Source organism: Klebsiella sp. JN_Kp126, from assembly GCF_033843325.1.
Classification (GTDB): Bacteria; Pseudomonadota; Gammaproteobacteria; order Enterobacterales; family Enterobacteriaceae; genus Klebsiella; species Klebsiella michiganensis.
On record NZ_JAWXQV010000044.1, the window covers coordinates 138,714 to 158,664 of the forward strand.

Annotated in this window: 21 protein-coding genes and 2 tRNA genes; 13 read left to right on the forward strand and 10 right to left on the reverse strand. The window is 58.3% G+C overall.

Annotation, left to right across the window (positions count from 1 at the left end; translation table 11 throughout):
* Window positions 1-87: 87 nt before the first annotated feature.
* The gene (norW, locus tag SIK97_RS04995) at window positions 88-1,221 is read right to left on the reverse strand and encodes an NADH:flavorubredoxin reductase NorW (RefSeq protein WP_057173200.1); all 1,134 of its coding nucleotides are present in this window, start codon (window positions 1,219-1,221) and stop codon (window positions 88-90) included.
* Window positions 1,218-2,663: an anaerobic nitric oxide reductase flavorubredoxin gene (gene norV / locus SIK97_RS05000; protein ID WP_004124052.1), complete on the reverse strand. Its 1,446-nt coding sequence runs from the start codon at window positions 2,661-2,663 to the stop codon at window positions 1,218-1,220. Before norV ends, norW begins: the two co-directional genes overlap by 4 nt.
* A 187-nt stretch (window positions 2,664-2,850) precedes the next feature.
* On the opposite strand from norV, the gene norR reads away from it, so the two are divergent.
* On the forward strand, window positions 2,851-4,395 hold the full coding sequence (norR, locus tag SIK97_RS05005; RefSeq protein ID WP_057173199.1) for a nitric oxide reductase transcriptional regulator NorR: 1,545 nt from the start codon (window positions 2,851-2,853) through the stop codon (window positions 4,393-4,395).
* Here norR and gutQ read toward each other — a convergent pair.
* The 7 genes from gutQ to srlA all read right to left on the reverse strand — a co-directional run bounded on the left by gutQ (window position 4,358) and on the right by srlA (window position 9,358).
* Window positions 4,358-5,323, reverse strand: a complete 966-nt coding sequence (gene gutQ, locus SIK97_RS05010; protein ID WP_004104827.1) for an arabinose-5-phosphate isomerase GutQ — start codon at window positions 5,321-5,323, stop codon at window positions 4,358-4,360. The two genes, norR and gutQ, sit on opposite strands and share 38 nt — an antisense overlap.
* On the reverse strand, window positions 5,316-6,089 hold the full coding sequence (gene srlR / locus SIK97_RS05015; RefSeq protein ID WP_004104826.1) for a glucitol operon DNA-binding transcriptional repressor SrlR: 774 nt from the start codon (window positions 6,087-6,089) through the stop codon (window positions 5,316-5,318). Before srlR ends, gutQ begins: the two co-directional genes overlap by 8 nt.
* A gap of 68 nt (window positions 6,090-6,157) precedes the next feature.
* Window positions 6,158-6,517, reverse strand: coding sequence for a transcriptional regulator GutM (gene gutM, locus SIK97_RS05020; protein WP_047723034.1), 360 nt, complete (start codon window positions 6,515-6,517; stop codon window positions 6,158-6,160).
* A 130-nt stretch (window positions 6,518-6,647) separates the two neighbouring features.
* Complete coding sequence (srlD, locus tag SIK97_RS05025; RefSeq protein WP_014226518.1) at window positions 6,648-7,427, reverse strand: sorbitol-6-phosphate dehydrogenase; 780 nt, start codon at window positions 7,425-7,427, stop codon at window positions 6,648-6,650.
* A gap of 17 nt (window positions 7,428-7,444) precedes the next feature.
* Complete coding sequence (gene srlB / locus SIK97_RS05030; RefSeq protein ID WP_004132227.1) at window positions 7,445-7,807, reverse strand: PTS glucitol/sorbitol transporter subunit IIA; 363 nt, start codon at window positions 7,805-7,807, stop codon at window positions 7,445-7,447.
* 13 nt (window positions 7,808-7,820) lie between these two features.
* Window positions 7,821-8,798 carry a PTS glucitol/sorbitol transporter subunit IIB gene (locus SIK97_RS05035; protein ID WP_057173198.1) on the reverse strand — a complete coding sequence of 326 codons (978 nt, stop codon included), beginning with the start codon at window positions 8,796-8,798 and terminating at the stop codon, window positions 7,821-7,823.
* Complete coding sequence (gene srlA, locus SIK97_RS05040; RefSeq protein ID WP_004104818.1) at window positions 8,795-9,358, reverse strand: PTS glucitol/sorbitol transporter subunit IIC; 564 nt, start codon at window positions 9,356-9,358, stop codon at window positions 8,795-8,797. The genes SIK97_RS05035 and srlA overlap by 4 nt, the downstream gene beginning before the upstream one ends.
* Window positions 9,359-9,449: 91 nt before the next feature.
* Here srlA and SIK97_RS05045 point away from each other — a divergent pair, with 91 nt between their 5' ends.
* The 5 genes from SIK97_RS05045 (at window position 9,450) to SIK97_RS05065 (ending at window position 13,358) form a co-directional block, all read left to right on the forward strand.
* Complete coding sequence (locus tag SIK97_RS05045; protein ID WP_157870111.1) at window positions 9,450-9,587, forward strand: hypothetical protein; 138 nt, start codon at window positions 9,450-9,452, stop codon at window positions 9,585-9,587.
* 33 nt (window positions 9,588-9,620) lie between these two features.
* Window positions 9,621-10,697 (forward strand): lytic murein transglycosylase B, encoded by a 1,077-nt coding sequence (gene mltB / locus SIK97_RS05050; RefSeq protein WP_009651581.1) that lies wholly within the window; start codon window positions 9,621-9,623, stop codon window positions 10,695-10,697.
* A 203-nt stretch (window positions 10,698-10,900) separates the two neighbouring features.
* Window positions 10,901-11,611, forward strand: a complete 711-nt coding sequence (locus SIK97_RS05055) for a metal ABC transporter ATP-binding protein (protein WP_162557671.1) — start codon at window positions 10,901-10,903, stop codon at window positions 11,609-11,611.
* Window positions 11,608-12,471 carry a metal ABC transporter permease gene (locus tag SIK97_RS05060; RefSeq protein WP_014226515.1) on the forward strand — a complete coding sequence of 288 codons (864 nt, stop codon included), beginning with the start codon at window positions 11,608-11,610 and terminating at the stop codon, window positions 12,469-12,471. The genes SIK97_RS05055 and SIK97_RS05060 overlap by 4 nt, the downstream gene beginning before the upstream one ends.
* Before the next feature lie 8 nt (window positions 12,472-12,479).
* Window positions 12,480-13,358 (forward strand): metal ABC transporter substrate-binding protein, encoded by an 879-nt coding sequence (locus tag SIK97_RS05065; protein ID WP_057173217.1) that lies wholly within the window; start codon window positions 12,480-12,482, stop codon window positions 13,356-13,358.
* Between the two features lie 36 nt (window positions 13,359-13,394).
* Here the strand turns inward: SIK97_RS05065 and SIK97_RS05070 are convergent, their stop codons facing one another.
* Window positions 13,395-13,622 (reverse strand): hypothetical protein, encoded by a 228-nt coding sequence (locus tag SIK97_RS05070; RefSeq protein WP_025107287.1) that lies wholly within the window; start codon window positions 13,620-13,622, stop codon window positions 13,395-13,397.
* Between the two features lie 204 nt (window positions 13,623-13,826).
* Between SIK97_RS05070 and pncC the strand changes: the two genes are divergently transcribed.
* From pncC to SIK97_RS05105, 7 genes are all read left to right on the forward strand, one after another.
* Window positions 13,827-14,324 carry a nicotinamide-nucleotide amidase gene (pncC, locus tag SIK97_RS05075; protein ID WP_057173197.1) on the forward strand — a complete coding sequence of 166 codons (498 nt, stop codon included), beginning with the start codon at window positions 13,827-13,829 and terminating at the stop codon, window positions 14,322-14,324.
* Window positions 14,325-14,404: 80 nt separating this feature from the next.
* Window positions 14,405-15,463 carry a recombinase RecA gene (recA, locus tag SIK97_RS05080; RefSeq protein ID WP_004104808.1) on the forward strand — a complete coding sequence of 353 codons (1,059 nt, stop codon included), beginning with the start codon at window positions 14,405-14,407 and terminating at the stop codon, window positions 15,461-15,463.
* Between the two features lie 71 nt (window positions 15,464-15,534).
* A complete protein-coding gene (gene recX, locus SIK97_RS05085) occupies window positions 15,535-16,035 on the forward strand; it encodes a recombination regulator RecX (protein ID WP_009651620.1) in 501 nt (166 codons plus the stop codon).
* Window positions 16,036-16,165: 130 nt separating this feature from the next.
* Window positions 16,166-18,793: an alanine--tRNA ligase gene (gene alaS, locus SIK97_RS05090; protein WP_032720437.1), complete on the forward strand. Its 2,628-nt coding sequence runs from the start codon at window positions 16,166-16,168 to the stop codon at window positions 18,791-18,793.
* Between the two features lie 238 nt (window positions 18,794-19,031).
* Entirely contained in the window at window positions 19,032-19,217 is a 186-nt protein-coding gene (gene csrA / locus SIK97_RS05095) for a carbon storage regulator CsrA (RefSeq protein WP_000906486.1), read from the forward strand.
* A 323-nt stretch (window positions 19,218-19,540) separates the two neighbouring features.
* Window positions 19,541-19,633 (forward strand) — tRNA-Ser (locus tag SIK97_RS05100).
* Window positions 19,634-19,637: 4 nt separating this feature from the next.
* Window positions 19,638-19,714: transfer RNA gene (locus SIK97_RS05105), tRNA-Arg, on the forward strand.
* The last annotated feature ends 237 nt before the right edge of the window (window positions 19,715-19,951 follow it).

The window sequence follows — 19,951 nt, forward strand, 5'->3', positions numbered from 1 at the left end:
GGCTACCAAACCCGAGCGCCTCGCAAGTTGGGTAGCCCGGGTAAGGCGTTTACGCCGCGACCCGGGAATAACCTCATTTCATCGAGGTTAACTCACCAGCTGCTTGAGCAGGGCAAAAGCATCTTTCATGCGATCCTCGCTGACCACAAAAGCGCGCAGCTGGTTCTCGGCGTCAACGCCTTTCGCGACCAGGCCGTCTTTGGCGGCAACGATATTCCACGTCAGATCCTCGCGCCGGGTATCGCCCGCCAGGTGCAGCGGTAAATCCGGCGTTTTGACCTTCACCAGCATCGGCGGCAGCTTCAGTTCTCCCTGCTGGGCCAGCAGATTTTTACTCAGGCACATGGCGCTTAGCAGAATCGGCTGCAGAAAAGGCAGGACCATGCCGTTGATTTCCGCGCAGTCGCCGAGGGCGTAAATCGCCGGATGGCTGGTTTGCAGCTGGCTGTTCACTACCACGCCACGGTGAGTTTTCAGACCCGCATGCCGCGCCAGCGCCGTTTCCGGGCGTAAACCGGCGGCGGCGATCACCGCATCCACCGTCACCGTACGCTGGCGGTCAAGAGTGACGCGAATCCCGTCGGCGCTCTGCGCCAGGCTTTCCAGCTGGGACTTCAGCATCAGATGCACGCCCATGTCGGTCAGACGATGCTGCAGTCGGCTGCTGGCCTCGGGCGGCATCAGGGCCGACAGTACGCTGGCGGAGTTATCCACCACCGTCACCGCTTTGCTGGCGCGGCAGAAATCCATCGCCAGCTCGCAGCCAATCAGCCCGCCGCCGACGATCAGCACTCTTTTTGCATCGCGCAGCTGGCTTTGCGCCGCACCGTATTCCCGCTGGCTGTTGAGGGTCAGCATCAGTTCGCGGCCCGGCACCGGTGGGATAAACGGCGTTGCGCCGGTGGCCAGCACCAGTTTGTCATAGCGCCACTCGCGGTCCTGGCTCTTCACAACCTGATTATCGGCGTCGATATCGCTGACCCAGGTATGCGGAAACAGGCGCAGATTGTACTGCTCGGCAAACTCGCCCGCCGTTTGCAGGGTCAGGTCGTCGGCGTTCTGCCCGCGGCTGACCACATGGCTGAGATCCGGTTTGTTGTACTCATCCATGCTGTCGGCGGCGATCAGGGTCAGCGGGATATTCGGGTCCTGCTTGCGAATATTTTTCACCAGCTGACGGGCCGCGAAGCCCGAGCCGATGATGACGATGCCATCACTCATTTTGCCTCCGATGCCAGAACGTCAAACACATCTTTACCCAGCGAACACTCAGGGCAGAGGAAGTTATCCGGGACTTCGCTCCACGGCGTACCCGGCTGGACGTCCTGGTTCGGTTCGCCCTGTTCGGGGTCGTAAATCCACTGGCAAACGCTGCACTGCATTTTCGGGCCGAGATCGGCTGCCGCTGGCGCGGCGCAAGGCGTTGCCACAGGCGCGGCGTGTTTAGCCGGGCTCGCCGGCAGCGGGGAGAGGGCCCACTGGCGGGCGATTTCGCGGCCGTGCTCGCGGCACACTTCCAGCGCGTCGAGATCCGGGCGCCATTTGGCCTTCAGGCTCAGGGACATTTCAAAGCCCGCATCCTGTAAACGCGTGGACAGGCGGTCAACCGCACCGCCGCTCCAGCCGTGGGAGCCAAAGGCGCTGGCGCGCTTGTTACGGAAACGCAGGCCGGTCATCTCCTCCACCAGCCCGGCGATTTTCGGCATCATCACGTTATTCATGGTTGAGGTGCCGACCAGCACGCCCTTCGAGCGGAACACGTTAGTCAGGATTTCATTTTTATCGCTGCGGGCGACATTGAAAATTTTCACCGCCACGCGCGGATCCACGTCGGTAATGCCCTGGGCTATCGCGTCAGCCATCATGCGGGTGTTGTTGGACATGGTGTCGTAGAAAATGGTGATGCGGTCTTCCTGATAATCCGCCGCCCACTCGAGATATTTTTCGACGATCTGCGTCGGGTTATCGCGCCAGACCACGCCATGGGAGGTCGCAATCATATCCACCGGCAGATTAAAGCCGAGGATTTCGGTAATTTTCGGCGTCACCAGGCGGCTGAACGGAGTCAGAATGTTGGCATAGTAGCGCTGGCACTGCTCATAAAGTTCAATCTGATCAACTTCATCATTAAACAGATGCTCATCGCAGTAGTGCTGGCCGAAGGCGTCATTGCTGAACAGCACCGCGTCGCCGGTCATATAGGTCATCATGCTATCCGGCCAGTGCAACATCGGGGTTTCCACGAAAATCAGCTGTTTGCCGTTGCCGATATCCAGGCTGTCGCCGGTTTTCACCACCTTAAAATTCCACTCCGGGTGATGATGGTGTCCGTTGATAGAGTCGATGGCGTTGGCAGTACAGTAAATCGGGGTGTCCGGGATCTGCGTCATCAGTTCGGTCAGCGCGCCGGCATGGTCCTCTTCCGCATGGTTAATAATGATGTAATCGATATCGGCGAGATCGATTTCGCCGCGCAGGTTCTGCACGAATTCGCGGCTGAATTTATGATCGACGGTATCGATCAGCACATTTTTCTCTTCGCGGAGGAGATAGCTGTTGTAGCTGCTGCCGCGCAGCGTTTTGTATTCCGTCCCGTGGAAATCACGCACTTCCCAGTCGCGCTGGCCAACCCAATGAATGTTATTTTTAACCAGAATAGACATAGCAACCTCAATTAATTCAGCAGTGTTCAAATAAGTTGTTTTGCTTATATCAAGTTGCGTGCCAAATTTTTAACCAATTGAATTTAAGGTATTTTATGTTTTTTGTTAAATCTGTTGATGTCAAAATGACAATGGTTAAAATAGTCGATATGACTATGTAGGTTGTCAGAATGACTATGAGGCGACAATGAGTTTCTCCGTCGAGGCCCTGGCGAAAATAGCCATTGATTTACAAAGCGATCTCGGCCACGCCGACCGTTTTTCGCGGCTGATTACCACCCTGCGGCAGATACTTGGCTGTGATGCTTCGGCGCTGCTGCGCTACGAAGCGCACCAGTTTGTGCCGCTGGCGATTGATGGCCTGGCCCAGGACGTGCTTGGCAGGCGCTTTGCCCTTGAAGGCCACCCGCGGCTGGAGGCGATTGCCCGCGCGGGGGACGTGGTGCGTTTCCCGGCGGACAGCGATCTACCGGACCCTTACGATGGCCTGATCCCCGGTCAGGAGAGCCTGAAGGTACACGCCTGCGTCGGCCTGCCGCTGTTTGCCGGGCAAACCCTGATTGGCGCGCTCACCCTCGACGGCATGGATGCGGACCGTTTTGACAGCTTCAGCGACGAGGAGCTGCGCCTGATTGCCGCCCTGGTGGCCGGGGCGCTCAATAACGCGCTGCTGATCGCCCGGCTGGAGAACCAAAACGTGCTGCCGGAGCAGGCTATCGTTTACCCGCCGGCCGAACGTCAGGAGATCATTGGCCTGTCGGCGCCGATGCTGCAGCTCAAGAAGGAGATCGACATCGTCGCGGCTTCCGACTTAAACGTGCTGATTAGCGGCGAGACCGGCACCGGCAAAGAGCTGGTGGCGAAAGCGGTACATCAGGGATCGCCACGAGCGGCCAATCCGCTGGTCTATCTCAACTGCGCGGCCCTGCCGGAGAGCGTGGCGGAGAGCGAGCTGTTTGGCCACGTCAAAGGGGCGTTTACCGGGGCGATCAGCAACCGCAGCGGCAAATTTGAAATGGCGGACAACGGGACGCTGTTCCTCGATGAAATCGGCGAGCTTTCGCTGGCGCTGCAGGCCAAGCTGCTGCGGGTGCTGCAGTATGGCGATATTCAGCGCGTCGGCGACGATCGCAGCCTGCGGGTTGATGTGCGGGTGCTGGCGGCCACCAACCGCGACCTGCGTCAGGAGGTAGTGGAGGGGCGTTTTCGCGCCGACCTGTATCATCGTCTGAGCGTGTTTCCGCTGTCGGTTCCGGCGCTGCGCGAACGGGAAAATGACGTGGTGCTGCTGGCTGGTTATTTCTGCGAACAGTGCCGTTTACGCATGGGGCTGGCGCAGGTGATTTTAAGCGAGGCGACGCGGGCCAGACTGCTGGCCTGGCCATGGCCGGGCAACGTGCGCGAGCTGGAGCACGCTATTCATCGGGCGGTGGTGCTGGCGCGGGCGACGCAGGCGGGTAATGACATCGCGCTGGAGCCGCAGCACTTTCAACTGGCCGGGGAAGCGCCGGTCTTGCCGAGCGTCAGTCCGCATCCGGCGGCGGAAGCGGTGAGCCTGCGCGAGGCGACGGAGGCGTTCCAGCGCGAAGCGATAGCCAGCGCGCTGGCGGCTAATGGCCGCAGCTGGGCCGGCGCCGCCCGCGCGCTGGGGCTCGATGTCGCCAACCTGCACCGGCTGGCGAAGCGTCTGGGGCTTAAAGGATCCCGGCCTGATAAAAATTCTGCAGGTTAATCGCGCCGACCAGTTGGCCGTTTTCATCCACCACCGGAGCGGCGCTGATTTTGTGCTTCATCAGGCGCTCTTTGGCTTCTATCGCGCGGCTTTCCGCCTGCAGAGTAACGCCGTTGCGGGTCATCGCCTGGCTGACGATATCCTGTAAGCTGCCGCCGCCCACCAGCCAGCGGCGCAGGTCGCCGTCGGTAAACACGCCCTGCACGTGATTACGTTCATCGCAGACTGCCACCAACCCCAGGCCGGTGCGGCTGAGTTCGAGCATCGCGTCCATCACGCTGGTGTCGTTGGCGACGCGCGGCACGTCGCCGTCGCGGCGCATCAGATGGTGAACTTTGTTCAGCAGCCGCGCGCCCAGCGCGCCGGCCGGGTGCGAACGGGCGAAATCTTCTTCGTTAAAGCCGCGGGCCTGCATCACCGCCATGGCCAGCGCGTCGCCGAGCATCAGGGTATTGACGGTACTGGAGGTCGGCGCGAGGTGCATCGGACAGGCTTCACGCTCTACGGCAATATCAAGCACCGCTTTAGCCGCCAGCGCCAGCGGCGAAGTGGATTTACCGGTCATCGCCAGCAGCGGAATGGATTTTTCCTCCAGGCGCGGGACGATAAGATCCAGCTCTTTGGCGCTGCCGGAGTAGGAGATAAACAGCATCACGTCGCGGCTGTCGAGCATTCCGAGATCGCCGTGCAGCGCTTCCGCCGGGTGGACGAAAAATGCCGGGGTGCCGGTGCTGGCGAAGGTGGCGGCCAGCTTTTTACCGATATGGCCCGATTTGCCGATACCGGAGACCACCAGTTTGCCCTCGCAGTGGATGATGGTTTCCGCTGCGCGGATGAAGTCGTCGCCCAGGCGTTCAGGCAGGCGGCTCGCCTCCTGAAGCTCCAGCATTAGGGTCTGGCGTCCGGCTTCTAACAGAAAGTTACTCATGATGTTCTCCAGTAATAATGACTTCGATGCCTTTGTCTTCCAGCGCCCGCTTAAATTCCGGGCTGATATCGGCATCGGTAATCAGTTTGTCCACGCTCTCGAGGCCGCAGACGATATTGGGACTTTTGCGGCCAAACTTTGACGAGTCAGCCATCAGGATAACTTCGCGGGCGGCATTGCACATCGCTTTGCTAACCGTATAAACCTCATTAAAGGTGGTGACGCCGGCGATTAAATCAATGCCGTCGGTGCCCATAAACAGTCGATCGAAGCTGAAGTGTTCGAAGGCGTTTTCCGCCAGCTGGCCGTGAAAGGAGGCCGATTTTTTGCGGAACGTGCCGCCCGGCATCAGGATGGTTTGTTCGTTATCCAGTTCGGAGAGGGCGTTGACGATATGCAGGCTGTTGGTCATCACGGTAATGTTATTGAAGCGGCTGAGCATCGGCACCATTTGCAGCACCGTACTGCCGGCGTCAAGAATGATCGAGTCGCCATCGTGAATAAAGCTGACCGCGGCTTCGGCAATCCGCTCTTTTTTATGGGTGTTGATCAGCGTTTTGTGGTCGATGGGCGGATCGGCCTCGTCTTTATTTAACACCACGCCGCCGTAAGTGCGGATAACGGTACCGGCATTCTCAAGGATCACCAGATCCTTACGGATGGTGGTGCCGGTGGTGTCGAAGTGTTGCGCCAGCTCTTCGACCGAGCATTTGCCCTGCGATTGCAGGTGCTCGAGAATGGCTGCCTGGCGCTGACGTGGTTTCATAGGCGTTGTATCCTGCGTTTAAAGTTTCGAAATGATAATTTCGCAAGATATTAACGTTCACAACGAAATTATCCATGTTTCGGATTAAGCGCTAATGATAGTGCATTCTGACAGAGCGGATCATTGGGAAAGATCACATCAGGCTGCAATTCCTTGAGATGCTTACCGGTGAGGGCGGGAATTTTTTGCGGCCTGGCGAAGACGGTGAGGCCTTTCATTAACAGCGTATCGCGGATGCGGTCGTCTTCGTCGACGGCAATGGCGACGACGGCCCGCGGCTTGAACCGCCCCGAGGAACGGCCCACGCCGACGCGGCCCTGCTGGCACAGCCGGTCGAACGCGCGATTGAACTGCCGGATTTGCCAGCCGCCAAAGGCGAGCTGGGTTATCCAGGCGATGGCGGCGACGGTGATAAGTGCGGTAACCATAAAAGTCTCCATAAAGTGTGGTGTAGGGAAGACCCGGGTCGCGGCGCGTGCGCCTTACCCGGGCTACGGACCGGCGCGGGTTGCCGGTTTTGTAGCCCGGGTAAGCGCAGCGCAATCCGGGAATCCTGTTTTAAAACATCACCTGCCCGCCGGTGACGTTGATAGACTGCCCGGTGCAGTATGAAGCCTGCGGACTGGCATAAAACATCAACACGTTAAGTACGTCCTGGTAATCGCAGCCGCGCTTCAGCGGGACTTTGTCGATGTAATACTGCTCGACCTGCTCCTCCGGTATCCCCAGCTTGGTGGCGTACTGCGGCAGGAGAGACTGGAACATCGGCGACTTCAGCAGGTTGCCGAGCATCAGGGAGTGCACGGTAATCCCGTACTCCGCGAGGTCCAGCGCCAGCGACTGCGTCAGCCCCACGCCGCCGAACTTCGCCGCGCTATAGCCGGAGTTATGCTTGCTGCCCACTTTGCCGGATTTAGAGTTGATCTGGATGATGCGACCTTTAATGCCGTCGCGGATCATCAGGCGGGAAAACTCGCGGGCGCAGAGGAAGTAGCCCACCAGATTCACCTGCAGCGAACGGTCGAAATCCCCCAGCGCGAAGTCGCTGATAAACGCCGCTTTAGCGATCCCGGCGCTATAGACCAGCAGGTCGACGCGGGAAAATATTTCGTCTACCCCGCGGGCGAGGGCGACCACGCTGGCTTCGCTGGTGGCGTCCGCGCCGAAGCCCCACGCCGTGCCTTCGCCATGTTCTGCATTGATGGCCTGCGCGACGCGGGTCGCTTTATCGCTCTGAATATCGACCACCGCCACGCGATAGCCTTCTGCGGCAAGCCCGCGACACAGAAACTCCCCTAAGGTTTGTCCCCCACCGATGACAACAGCAACCTGATTCATAATTTTCTCCTTACAGCTTAAGCAACAAATTTCAGTACGCAGCCGGCGGCGATGCCTTCCGGCACCGGCCCCGCCACGTGTACGGTTCCGGGGAATTCCGCTTCGCGGTGGCCGTCAAAGCGCAGCGTGATATGGCCCAGCTCGCGCAGGTTCTGCTCGGCGACGTCGCCGACGGCGGTGACCGGGTAGCGCAGCTCGCCGAGCTGCAGCTCAGCGCCCGGCACCAGCGCGCCGGAGAGCTCGCCGTGGTTGTGAATAAAGCAGTACTCTTCGATATCGGCCGGGGCGCCTTCGCGGAAGGTGATCAGCATCTGCTCGTCCAGCGCCATCGCCGCGCTGGCGCCGATATGCGTAATGGTGGTCTGGTAAATCACGGTCATCTTCAGGCACCTCTTATTGGTAAATAAATCCGGAAACGAACCAGGCGATCAGCACCGTTGGCGCGCCGGTCAGGAAGCGGCTCACCAGTACCGACGGTACGCCGACGCGCACGGTGTCCTGGCGCGCTTCCGCCAGCGACAGGCCAACCGGGATAAAGTCGCAGGCGGCCTGGGCGTTAATGGCGAACAGCGCGGGCAGGGCGAGATGCGGCGGAATATTGCCAAGGCCAATCTGTACGCCAATCAGCACGCCGATAACCTGGGCGATGACCGCGCCGGGGCCGAGAAACGGCGACAGCAGCGGGAAAGAACAGATCAGCGCCAGGGTCACGAGGCCCAGCGGATGGCTGGCGAGCGGCGCCAGGCCGTGGGCAATCCAGTCGCCGATGCCGGAGGCCATGATGATGCCGATCAGCGCCGCGACGAAGGCCATAAACGGCAGAATGGTTTTCAGCACCGTATCGATGGTATCGCGCCCGGCCTGGAACAGCACCGCCACGACCGAGCCCATCCCCATACCAACTTTGGCCAGCAGGCCGTCGCTCTGCTCGGTTATTTTCTTGCTGGTGTCATAGTCGCGGGCCGCCGGCTGGGCTGGCGAGGCCTGCGGGGCCGGGGAGAGCCCCTCTTCCAGCGCGAAAATGTTCTCTTCTTTGACGCCGGAAACGTAAATGTCTTCGACGATGTACTGCGCCAGCGGACCCGATTTGCCGGTCGCGTGGATATTAATGGTCGGGATGCGGCGCTTCGGGTAGATACCGCAGCGCAGGGTGCCGCCGCAGTCGATAATCGCCACGCCGATTTCCGCTTCCGGCGGTTCGCCCTCTTTGAAGCCATCGACCGCCTGCCAGCCGGTGAGGCGGGCGATTTTATCGACGATCGCCGGGCGGGTGCCCGCGGTGATATAGACAATCTTTTTACCGGCAACGGCGTCCAGTTCGAGCGGGCCGCCCCAGCCGCCGGCGCCTTTTTCAATGCGAATACGAGTCATGATGTCGCTCCTGACAGATGCACTTTCTGCTCAAGCTGGATGGCCATTTTTTTCTCAAAAATCGACGTGGTCAGGTCGGTCACCCAGCCGCGGAAGAAGTTCGTCACCAGGCCCACCAGCAGATAGCTCACCGCCAGCGGCCCTAACGGCAGACCGAGGGTGGTTAGCCCGTTGGCAATCCCCAGATAGACGAAAAGTTCGCCGGGGTTGATGTGCGGAAACAGGCCGTTCATTGAGTGGCAGCTGTAGGAGGCCGCCGCGTAGTAGCTCGGTTTGTATTTCTCGGGCATAAAGCGCCCAAGGCTCAGGGTCATCGGGTTACAGAAAACGAAGGTGCCGATGCAGGGCAGCAGCAGGTAGCGGGAGATCGGATTACCGGCGCAGCGCTGCGCCAGCTTTTCGATCCGCTGCTGACCAATAAAGTTGATCAGCGCGTTCATGATCACCAGCAGACTGATCAGCAAAGGCAGGATCCCGGTGACCATACCGGTGAACACCTCGCCTCCCTTCTGAAACAGGCCGATAAACCATTCGGCGCCGTGGGTAACGACTTCAATCATTGTTCTCTCCTTCAGCGTGTTATTTTTCTTGCTAACTGGCAGCTAATTTTAATCATTTTAAAAGGTTTGAAATTGTTATATTGATCGCAAAATGAAAGATAAATATTTTATTTTGAAAGATTGTGGCTGGAGTGAACGAAGGATCCGGCGGGGAGAGAGGAAAAAGGGCGATAAAAAAGAATTTACATTGCCGCCGCTTCCTTGTGAGCGGGCGCATGCTTTACCATAATTACCCCTTGCCGATTTGTTAAATGGATGTCCCATGTTGAAGCGTCGTTCCCTGGCTTTACTCCCCCTGTGCGTTCTCCTCGCTGCCTGCAGCAGCAAACCTCAAACTCCTGCGGAAAAGGAAATGGCGGGCGGCACGGGCGGTTTTTTACTCGAGCCGCAGCATAACGTGATGGAGATGAGCGGCGATTTCGCCAATAACCCGGCGGCGGAACAGTTCATTGATAAAATGGTGAGCAAGCACGGCTTCGACCGACAGCAGCTGCATCAAATTCTCTCCCAGGCCAAACGCCTGGACTATGTGCTGCGTCTGATGGACCGTCAGGCGCCCACCGGGCTGCCGCCGTCAGGGCCAAACGGCGCCTGGCTGCGCTACAAAAAACAGTTTATTACCCCGGATAACGTGCAGAACGGCGTGGCGTTCTGGAACCAGTATCAGGATGCGCTCAACCGCGCGTACCAGGTTTACGGCGTGCCGCCGGAAATTATCGTCGGGATTATTGGCGTCGAGACCCGCTGGGGCCGGGTGATGGGGAAAACCCGCATCCTTGATGCGCTGGCGACGCTGTCGTTTAACTATCCGCGCCGCGCCGAGTACTTCTCCAGCGAGCTGGAAACGTTCCTGCTGATGGCGCGCAGCGAACAGGATGACCCGCTCGATCTGAAAGGCTCCTTCGCCGGCGCGATGGGCTACGGTCAGTTTATGCCCTCTTCTTACAGGCAGTACGCGGTGGACTTTAACGGCGACGGGCATATCAACCTGTGGGATCCGGTCGATGCGATCGGCAGCGTAGCGAACTACTTCAAGCAGCACGGCTGGGTGAGCGGCGATCTGGTGGCGGTACAGGCGCTGGGCCAGGCGCCTGGGCTGAACAATGGGTTCAAAACCAAATACAGCGTCTCGCAGCTGGCGGCGGCGGGACTTACCCCGACTCAGCCGCTGGGTAACCACCAGCAGGCGAGCCTGCTGCGTCTGGATATCGGCACAGGCTACCAGTACTGGTACGGTCTGCCGAACTTCTACACCATTACCCGCTATAACCACAGCACCCATTACGCGATGGCCGTCTGGCAGCTCGGTCTGGCGGTTTCTCAGGCCCGGATGCAGTAACCCCATCTTCTGTGCTCCTCTCCGTCCGGAGAGGAGTCTGTAACATTTTGCAGCATTTCCTTTTGTTGACGCCAATTTACATTCCGCGCCTCTTTTAATATTGTTATGTTATAACGTTTTATTGAGGCGTAAACATTGACTTCCTTATTGATGACTTCAGGCATCGCCCGGCTGGCGATGGCCGGCGTGCTGCTGGCCGCCCTGTGGCTGGCAACCTGGTGGGCGGTATCGCTGCCATGATAGAGCTCGATCATCTGGTGGCTGGCTATGAAGGGCTGGCGATCGCGCCGTCCCTTAGCGGCACGATTGCAACGGGGAGTATGACGGCTATCGTCGGCCTGAACGGCTGCGGGAAATCGACGCTGTTAAAGACGCTGGCCGGATTTATCCCGCCGGTCAGCGGCCGACTGCACTGGCGCGACGGACGGCCGGTTATCGGCTGGCTGGCGCAGCGGCATGCGCTGGAGTCGCAGTTTCCGCTCACGGTGCAGGATGTCGTCAGCCAGGGGGCCTGGCCGCAGGTATCGTTGCTGCGCGGGCTCGGGGGGGAGGTGCGCCAGCGTATCGTCGCGGCCATAGCGCGGGTGGGGCTGCTAGCGATGGCGAAAACGCCGATTGAGGCGCTCTCCGGCGGCCAGTTTCAGCGCATGCTCTTCGCGAGGGTGATGGTGCAGCGCGCGCCGCTGGTGATGCTCGACGAACCGTTTACCGGCATCGACGAAGCCACCTGCCGTGAGCTGATGGCGCTGATCCTGGAAATGCATCAGCAGGGGCAGACGATTCTGGCGGTGCTGCACGATAACCAGCGGGTCGCCGACTATTTCCCGGAAACGATGCTGCTGACGCCGCAGCGCGCCCGTTGGGGCAGTACGCCTGATGTGCTGCCCGCCTTTCACTCCGCGAGGCTGGCATGATCTGGCACACCTTCATTCAGCCCTTTATCGAGTTTGGCTTTATGCGCCGCGCGCTGGTGGTGTGCCTGGCGCTCTCGCTGAGCACGACCATGCTCGGCGTCTTCCTACTTTTACGCCGCATGAGCCTGATGGGCGATGCGCTCTCGCATGCGATTTTGCCCGGCGTGGCGGTGGGCTACCTGCTTAACGGGATGTCGCTGCTGGCGATGACCGTCGGGGGTTTTATTGCCGGCATTGCGGTGGCGCTGGTGGCGGGGTGGGTCAGCCGACGCACGCTTTTAAAAGAGGATGCCAGCTTTGCCGGATTTTATCTCGGCTCCCTGGCGCTGGGCGTCACGCTGGTCTCGCTGCGCGGCTCTAACGTCGACCTGCTGCATCTGCTGTTCGGCTCGATTCTGGCGGTAGACCGCGATTCGGCGCTGTTTGTGACCGGCGTTGCCAGCCTGACGCTGATTTGCATCGCCCTGTTTTATCGCGGCCTGGTCAGCGAAGCCTTCGACAGCGTCTGGCTTCAGGTGAACGCGCGAAGAGTGCCTGCGCTGCTGCACGGCCTGTTCCTCGCCCTGCTGGTGCTCAATCTGGTGGCCGGGTTTCAGGTGCTCGGCACGCTGATGGCGGTGGGAGTCATGATGCTGCCCGCGGTCGCGGCGCGCTGCTGGGCGCGGACGCTGCCGGGCATTCTGCTGCTGGCGGCGCTGATGGGCGGTTTTTGCGCGTGGATGGGGCTGAGCCTGTCGTGGGCGGCGAATTTGCCTGCCGGACCCGCCATTGTGCTGACCGCCAGCGGCCTCTTTTTTGTATCGGTGTTTTTTGGCTCGCGCAGCCGGCTGGTTGTCGGCTGGCGTAAATTAATGGGGTAAGGACAATGATGAAACGTACCGGGATATGGCTGGCGCTGGCGCTGGGTCTGGCATCGCACGGGGTGATGGCGAAAACGCTAAACGTGGTGAGCAGTTTTTCCGTGTTGGGCGATATGGTGCAGCAGATTGGCGGCGAACATGTGCATGTGGATACGCTAGTGGGGCCGGACGGCGATCCGCATACCTTCGAGCCCTCGCCGAAAGACAGCGCGCTGCTGAACAACGCCGATGTGGTGGTGGTCAACGGCCTGGGGCTGGAGGGCTGGCTGGACCGGCTGATTAAAGCATCCGGGTTCAAAGGCGAGCTGGTGGTGGCTTCCCGCGGAGTCAAAACCCACACGCTTGAAGAAGATGGCGCAACGGTAACCGATCCGCATGCGTGGAACAGCGCCGCGAACGGTGCGCTGTACGCGCAGAATATCCTCAACGGCCTGGTGAAAGCCGACCCGGAAGATAAGTTGGCGCTGGAGGCTTCCGGCAAACGCTATATCAGCCAGCTTAACGAGATCGAACGCTGGGCTAAAAGCCAGTTCACCGCCATTCCACAGGCAAAGCGTAAGGTTCTGACCAGCCATGATGCTTTCGGCTATTTTGGCCGCGCCTATGGCGTGACCTTCCTCGCGCCACAGGGGCTATCTTCGGAAAGTGAGGCCAGCGCGGCGCAGGTGGCGGCATTAATTCGACAAATTAAAGCCGACGAGGTGCATACCTGGTTTATGGAAAATCAGCTGGATCCAAGACTGGTTAAACAGATTGCCAGCGCGACGGGCGCGCAGCCGGGAGGAGAGCTCTACCCTGAAGCCCTCTCTCAACCGGGCGGCGTGGCGGACAGCTACGTGAAAATGCTGCGTCACAACGTGGAGCTGATCGCGGCGAGTATGAAATAAATAAAAACCGGCCCGCGATGGGCCGGTTACCCGCCGCTATGGTTCTGCGAGTATCTGCTTGATTTTCTTGTTCAATGTGAATCCACTGGCAATACAGCCCACGCCCAGCAGGATCTGTACGCCTTCGAACAGCGGGTTGAATGAGCGGGTGAAAATATGCAGTAGCGCGGTTAGCAGTGAAACTGTGCCGCATACAAACAGGCACAGGCGCACCTGGCGAATTTTTTTCACGTTCTGCTCTGAGGTAAGCGTTGCTTTGGCCATTCCTGGTAACCTCTCATTTAACTCTTCCTTATATGTGCGGTGAATTGTGACACCGGCGCCCCCGGGCGGCTATCCGAAAATGCAGCGTTGGCTATAGCCGATGTTTTTCGCCAGCCGACTCGTAAATTCGTTACCTCGTCCCCATATCTTCGTTGAAAGTGCTATCTTTGATGGCCTCTTTGTACAGCTTACGTGGGGCGACGAATGACAGATTCGGAATTAATGCAGCTGAGCGAGCAGGTGGGGATGGCGCTGAAAGCGCGCGGTGCGACGGTGACCACGGCGGAGTCCTGCACCGGCGGCTGGGTCGCCAAAACCCTTACCGATATCGCCGGCAGTTCGGCATGGTTTGAGCGCGGTTTCGTCACTTACAGCAATGAAGCGAAATCGCAGATGATTGGCGTCAGCGAAGCGACGCTGCTTAGCCATGGCGCGGTGAGTGAACCGGTGGTGGTGGAGATGGCCATCGGCGCGCTGCGTGCGGCTCGCGCGGACTATGCCATTTCGGTCAGCGGCATCGCCGGGCCGGACGGCGGCAGCGCGGAAAAGCCGGTGGGAACCGTCTGGTTTGGCGTGGCCAGCGCCAGCGGACAGGGCGTAACCCGGTGCGAATGCTTTGCCGGAGACCGCGAGTCGGTACGCCGCCAGGCCACGGCCTACGCGCTAAATCTCCTCTGGCAACAATTTCTACAAAATACTTGATACTGTATGACTATACAGTATAATTGCTTCAACAGAACAGAATTCACTACCCGGTTACACCCGGCATGAGAGGAGTAATAATGGCTATCGACGAAAACAAACAGAAAGCGTTGGCGGCAGCACTGGGCCAGATCGAAAAACAATTCGGTAAAGGCTCCATCATGCGCCTGGGTGAAGACCGTTCCATGGATGTGGAAACTATCTCCACCGGCTCGCTTTCCCTTGATATCGCCCTGGGCGCAGGCGGCCTGCCGATGGGCCGTATCGTCGAGATCTACGGGCCTGAATCTTCCGGTAAAACCACGCTGACGCTGCAGGTTATCGCCGCCGCGCAGCGCGAAGGCAAAACCTGTGCGTTTATCGATGCGGAACACGCGCTGGACCCGGTTTACGCACGCAAGCTGGGCGTCGATATCGACAACCTGCTGTGCTCCCAGCCGGATACCGGCGAACAGGCTCTGGAAATCTGTGACGCGCTGGCGCGTTCCGGTGCGGTAGACGTTATCGTCGTTGACTCCGTTGCGGCGCTGACGCCGAAAGCGGAAATCGAAGGCGAAATCGGCGACTCTCACATGGGCCTCGCGGCGCGTATGATGAGCCAGGCGATGCGTAAACTGGCGGGCAACCTGAAGCAGTCCAACACCCTGCTCATCTTCATCAACCAGATTCGTATGAAAATTGGCGTGATGTTCGGTAACCCGGAAACCACCACCGGCGGTAACGCGCTGAAGTTCTACGCCTCCGTGCGTCTGGATATCCGTCGTATCGGTGCGGTGAAAGAGGGCGACAACGTTGTCGGCAGCGAAACCCGCGTTAAAGTGGTGAAAAACAAAATTGCCGCGCCGTTTAAACAGGCTGAATTCCAGATTCTCTACGGCGAAGGGATTAACTTCTTCGGTGAGCTGGTCGATCTCGGCGTGAAAGAGAAGCTGATTGAGAAAGCCGGCGCATGGTACAGCTATAACGGCGATAAAATCGGTCAGGGTAAAGCGAACGCCATCTCCTGGCTGAAAGAGAACCCGGCTGCGGCAAAAGAGATCGAGAAGAAAGTTCGAGAACTGCTGCTGAGCAATCAGGACTCCACGCCGGACTTCGCGGTTGATGGCAACAGCGAAGCGGAAACCGAACAAGATTTCTGATATCGTCTGAACAGACTAACAAGGGGCCGCTTATGCGGCCCTTTTGCTTTTTTTGATTAGCGAGGCTGACCGTGACTGAAACTTCATCCCGCCGCTCTGACTACGCCAGGCTGCTGGATCGCGCGATTCGCATTCTGGCAATGCGCGACCACAGCGAACAGGAGCTAAGGCGAAAGCTGGCTGCACCGGTCATGAGCAAAAACGGCCCTGAAGCGTTAGATGTGACGCCGGAAGAGGTCGATAAAGTCGTTGAATGGTGCATTGAGAACCGCTATCTGGACGACGAACGCTTTGTCCGTCAGTTCATTGCCAGCCGCAGCCGCAAGGGGTACGGCCCGGCGCGCGTCCGCCAGGAGCTAAAGCAGAAGGGGATCTCCCGCGAGACGACAGAGGCAGCCATGCGCGAGTGCGAAATCGACTGGGCGCGGCTTGCCAAAGAGCAGGCGCAGCGAAAATATGGCGAACCCCTGCCCAGCGTATTTGCAGAAAAAGTTAAAATTCAGCGCTTTTTGCTCTACCGCGGCTATCTGATGGAGGATATTCAGGAAATCTGGCGAAATTTTGCAGATTGACCCATCCGGGATTTTACTTCCCCGTGAAGAAAACTTATCTTATTCCCACTTTATTTTCGTGAGTAGCCTGCCGGTCGATACTGGGTAGTGGCTGCCAGCGACATTTCGTTAGCTTGATTTCAGGATAATTATGAGCAAGAGCACCGCTGAGATCCGTCAGGCGTTTCTCGACTTTTTCCATAGTAAAGGACATCAGGTAGTTGCGAGCAGCTCCCTGGTGCCGCATAACGACCCGACCCTGCTGTTTACCAACGCCGGGATGAACCAGTTCAAGGATGTTTTCCTTGGTCTCGACAAACGTAATTATTCGCGCGCGACCACCGCGCAGCGTTGCGTTCGTGCGGGTGGTAAGCACAACGATCTGGAAAACGTCGGCTACACCGCGCGTCACCACACCTTCTTTGAAATGCTGGGTAACTTCAGCTTCGGCGATTACTTCAAGCAGGATGCCATCAAATACGCATGGGAACTGCTGACCGGTGAAAACTGGTTCGCCCTGCCGAAAGAAAAACTGTGGGTGACCGTCTACGAAACCGACGATGAAGCGTTCGATATCTGGGCAAATGAAGTTGGCGTACCGCGCGAGCGTATTATCCGCATCGGCGACAACAAAGGCGCGCCGTTTGCTTCCGATAACTTCTGGCAGATGGGTGACACCGGGCCGTGCGGTCCATGCACCGAAATCTTCTTCGACCATGGCGACCATATCTGGGGCGGCCCTCCGGGAACGCCGGAAGAAGACGGCGATCGCTATATTGAGATCTGGAATATCGTCTTCATGCAGTTCAACCGTCAGGCTGACGGAACCATGGAGCCGCTGCCGAAGCCGTCCGTAGATACCGGTATGGGCCTCGAGCGTATTGCCGCCGTGCTGCAGCACGTCAACTCCAACTACGATATCGACCTGTTCCGCGATCTGATTAAGAGCGTGGCGAAGGTTACCGGCGCGACCGATCTCTCGAACAAGTCGCTGCGCGTTATCGCTGACCACATTCGTTCCTGCGCGTTCCTGATTGCCGATGGCGTTATCCCGTCGAATGAAAACCGCGGCTACGTGCTGCGCCGCATCATTCGTCGCGCAATTCGCCATGGCAACATGCTGGGCGCGAAGGAGACCTTCTTCTGGAAACTGGTTGCCCCGCTGATTGACGTGATGGGTTCCGCCGGCGAAGAGCTGAAACAGCAGCAGGCTCAGGTTGAGCAGGTGCTGAAGACCGAAGAAGAGCAGTTTGCCCGTACGCTGGAGCGCGGACTGGCGCTGCTGGATGAAGAGCTGGCTAAACTGCAGGGCGACACGCTGGACGGCGAAACCGCTTTCCGCCTGTACGACACCTACGGCTTCCCGGTTGACCTGACCGCGGACGTTTGCCGCGAACGCAACATCAAGGTTGACGAAGCCGGCTTTGAAGCCGCGATGGAAGAGCAGCGCCGTCGCGCGCGCGAATCCAGCGGCTTTGGCGCGGACTACAATGCGATGATCCGCGTCGACGGCGCCTCTGAGTTTAAAGGCTATGACAGCCTGGAACTGAATGGCAAAGTCACCGCGCTGTTTATCGATGGTAAAGCGGTTGACGCGGTGAACGCCGGCCAGGAAGCGGTTGTTATCCTCGACCAGACGCCGTTCTACGCCGAATCCGGCGGCCAGGTGGGTGACAAAGGCGAACTGAAGGGCGCCGGTTTCTCCTTCCAGGTCAGCGACGCGCAGAAGTACGGCCAGGCAATTGGCCATATTGGTAAACTGACCAGCGGTTCGCTTAAAGTCGGCGACGCCGTGCAGGCCGATGTCGATCAGGCTCGCCGCCAGCGTATCCGCCTGAACCACTCCGCGACGCACCTGATGCACGCGGCGCTGCGCCAGGTTCTCGGTACGCACGTTGCGCAGAAAGGCTCTCTGGTCAACGACAAAGCATTGCGCTTCGACTTCTCGCATTTTGAAGCGATGAAGCCGGAGGAGATCCGTGCGGTAGAAGATCTGGTGAACGCGCAAATTCGTCGCAACCTGCCGATCGAAACCAATATCATGGATATTGACGCTGCGCGTGAATCCGGCGCGATGGCGCTGTTTGGCGAGAAGTATGACGATCGCGTTCGCGTGCTGAGCATGGGCGATTTTTCCACCGAGCTGTGCGGCGGTACGCACGCCTCGCGCACCGGTGATATCGGCCTGTTCCGCATTACCTCTGAATCCGGTACCGCCGCGGGCGTGCGCCGTATCGAAGCGGTGACCGGGGAAGGCGCGATGGCGATGCTGCACGCGCAGAGCGATCTGCTGGGCGATATTGCACAGCTGCTGAAAGGGGATACCCACAGCCTTGGTGACAAAGTCCGCGCCGCGTTAGAACGCAGCCGTCAGCTGGAAAAAGAGCTGCAGCAGCTGAAAGAGCAGGCTGCCGTGCAGGAGAGCGCAAATCTCTCCAGCAAAGCGGAAGAGATTAACGGCGTTAAGCTGCTGGTCAGCGAGCTGGCCGGCGTTGAGCCGAAAATGCTGCGTACTATGGTTGACGATCTGAAAAATCAGCTGGGTTCAACGATTGTCGTGTTGGCCACGGTCGCAGAAGGTAAGGTTTCTCTGATTGCAGGTGTGTCTAAGGATGTGACAGACCGCGTGAAAGCCGGGGAACTGATTGGTATGGTCGCCCAGCAGGTGGGCGGTAAAGGGGGCGGTCGTCCGGATATGGCGCAAGCCGGCGGTACCGATGCGTCTGCTCTCCCTGCTGCGTTAGCCAGTGTGAAAGGCTGGGTAAGCGCAAAACTGTAATAACTATAATTGCATAGATGCTGTGATTCTCGGATTACAGCATCTTGCGCGAGAAGCACTGATAACGATAAAGTCGGGTTGAAGTTGTGTATATCGGCTAAACTTAGGTTTAACAGAATGTGATGCCGTGACTGCTTACACCGTAGGGTGTTTGTCATCGCTTACTTTTTGGCGTTATATGATGGATAATGCCGGGATACGAGAGACCCGACTCTTTTAATCTTTCAAGGAGCAAAGAATGCTGATTCTGACTCGTCGAGTTGGTGAGACCCTCATGATTGGAGATGAGGTCACTGTGACAGTTTTAGGGGTGAAGGGTAACCAGGTACGTATTGGCGTTAATGCCCCTAAAGAAGTCTCTGTGCATCGTGAAGAGATCTACCAGCGTATCCAGGCTGAAAAATCCCAGCAGTCCAGTTACTAAGGTTTTCGCGCCTCGCTATTTTGTGAGGCGCCTCCTTCCACCCGCCGTTTTTGCCAATTTTCCTCTCCGATAGCCTCTCATTTTTGTCTCTTTCTCCGCATCCGCGACAGTTATCTTTTGCGTTAGCCGCGGCGTAATCAGCAATTTCTTGTTGATAAAATACTCTTTTTGCCGTTTTCACAGGCTAATTGCGCGGGAAGTGTGCAAACGAAAAAAAGGTCTCGAAAAAAGGTTTGACTTATAAGTACCAGAAAGTAATATGTGCGCCATCGCAGCGACGAAGAGCAGAAACAAGTTCTTCGAAGCACTCGTAAGAGGCGTGTGGTGAGGTGGCCGAGAGGCTGAAGGCGCTCCCCTGCTAAGGGAGTATGCGGTCAAAAGCTGCATCCGGGGTTCGAATCCCCGCCTCACCGCCATTTTGCATCCGTAGCTCAGCTGGATAGAGTACTCGGCTACGAACCGAGCGGTCGGAGGTTCGAATCCTCCCGGATGCACCATATTCTCCATACCTTCAGCAACGAAGGTGTGAATGAGGTGGCGGTATTAGCCGCAAGCACCAGGGAGGATAACGTTGCTTTAGCAACGGCCCGAAGGGCAAGCCGCAAGGCGAGTCATCCTCCCGGATGCACCATCTTACTTGATACAGCTTTAGCAGCAGTATCAAAATCTGCAGTAAAGTAAGTTTCCCGATGCATCCGTAGCTCAGCTGGATAGAGTACTCGGCTACGAACCGA

Coding starts and splice junctions, on each gene's coding strand:
- norW (WP_057173200.1), bottom strand. CDS start 1,221: ATGAGTGATGGCATCGTCATCATCGGCTCGGGCTTCGCGGCCCGTCAG.
- norV (WP_004124052.1), bottom strand. CDS start 2,663: ATGTCTATTCTGGTTAAAAATAACATTCATTGGGTTGGCCAGCGCGAC.
- norR (WP_057173199.1), top strand. CDS start 2,851: ATGAGTTTCTCCGTCGAGGCCCTGGCGAAAATAGCCATTGATTTACAA.
- gutQ (WP_004104827.1), bottom strand. CDS start 5,323: ATGAGTAACTTTCTGTTAGAAGCCGGACGCCAGACCCTAATGCTGGAG.
- srlR (WP_004104826.1), bottom strand. CDS start 6,089: ATGAAACCACGTCAGCGCCAGGCAGCCATTCTCGAGCACCTGCAATCG.
- gutM (WP_047723034.1), bottom strand. CDS start 6,517: ATGGTTACCGCACTTATCACCGTCGCCGCCATCGCCTGGATAACCCAG.
- srlD (WP_014226518.1), bottom strand. CDS start 7,427: ATGAATCAGGTTGCTGTTGTCATCGGTGGGGGACAAACCTTAGGGGAG.
- srlB (WP_004132227.1), bottom strand. CDS start 7,807: ATGACCGTGATTTACCAGACCACCATTACGCATATCGGCGCCAGCGCG.
- SIK97_RS05035 (WP_057173198.1), bottom strand. CDS start 8,798: ATGACTCGTATTCGCATTGAAAAAGGCGCCGGCGGCTGGGGCGGCCCG.
- srlA (WP_004104818.1), bottom strand. CDS start 9,358: ATGATTGAAGTCGTTACCCACGGCGCCGAATGGTTTATCGGCCTGTTT.
- SIK97_RS05045 (WP_157870111.1), top strand. CDS start 9,450: ATGAAAGATAAATATTTTATTTTGAAAGATTGTGGCTGGAGTGAACGA.
- mltB (WP_009651581.1), top strand. CDS start 9,621: ATGTTGAAGCGTCGTTCCCTGGCTTTACTCCCCCTGTGCGTTCTCCTC.
- SIK97_RS05060 (WP_014226515.1), top strand. CDS start 11,608: ATGATCTGGCACACCTTCATTCAGCCCTTTATCGAGTTTGGCTTTATG.
- SIK97_RS05065 (WP_057173217.1), top strand. CDS start 12,480: ATGAAACGTACCGGGATATGGCTGGCGCTGGCGCTGGGTCTGGCATCG.
- SIK97_RS05070 (WP_025107287.1), bottom strand. CDS start 13,622: ATGGCCAAAGCAACGCTTACCTCAGAGCAGAACGTGAAAAAAATTCGC.
- pncC (WP_057173197.1), top strand. CDS start 13,827: ATGACAGATTCGGAATTAATGCAGCTGAGCGAGCAGGTGGGGATGGCG.
- recA (WP_004104808.1), top strand. CDS start 14,405: ATGGCTATCGACGAAAACAAACAGAAAGCGTTGGCGGCAGCACTGGGC.
- alaS (WP_032720437.1), top strand. CDS start 16,166: ATGAGCAAGAGCACCGCTGAGATCCGTCAGGCGTTTCTCGACTTTTTC.
- csrA (WP_000906486.1), top strand. CDS start 19,032: ATGCTGATTCTGACTCGTCGAGTTGGTGAGACCCTCATGATTGGAGAT.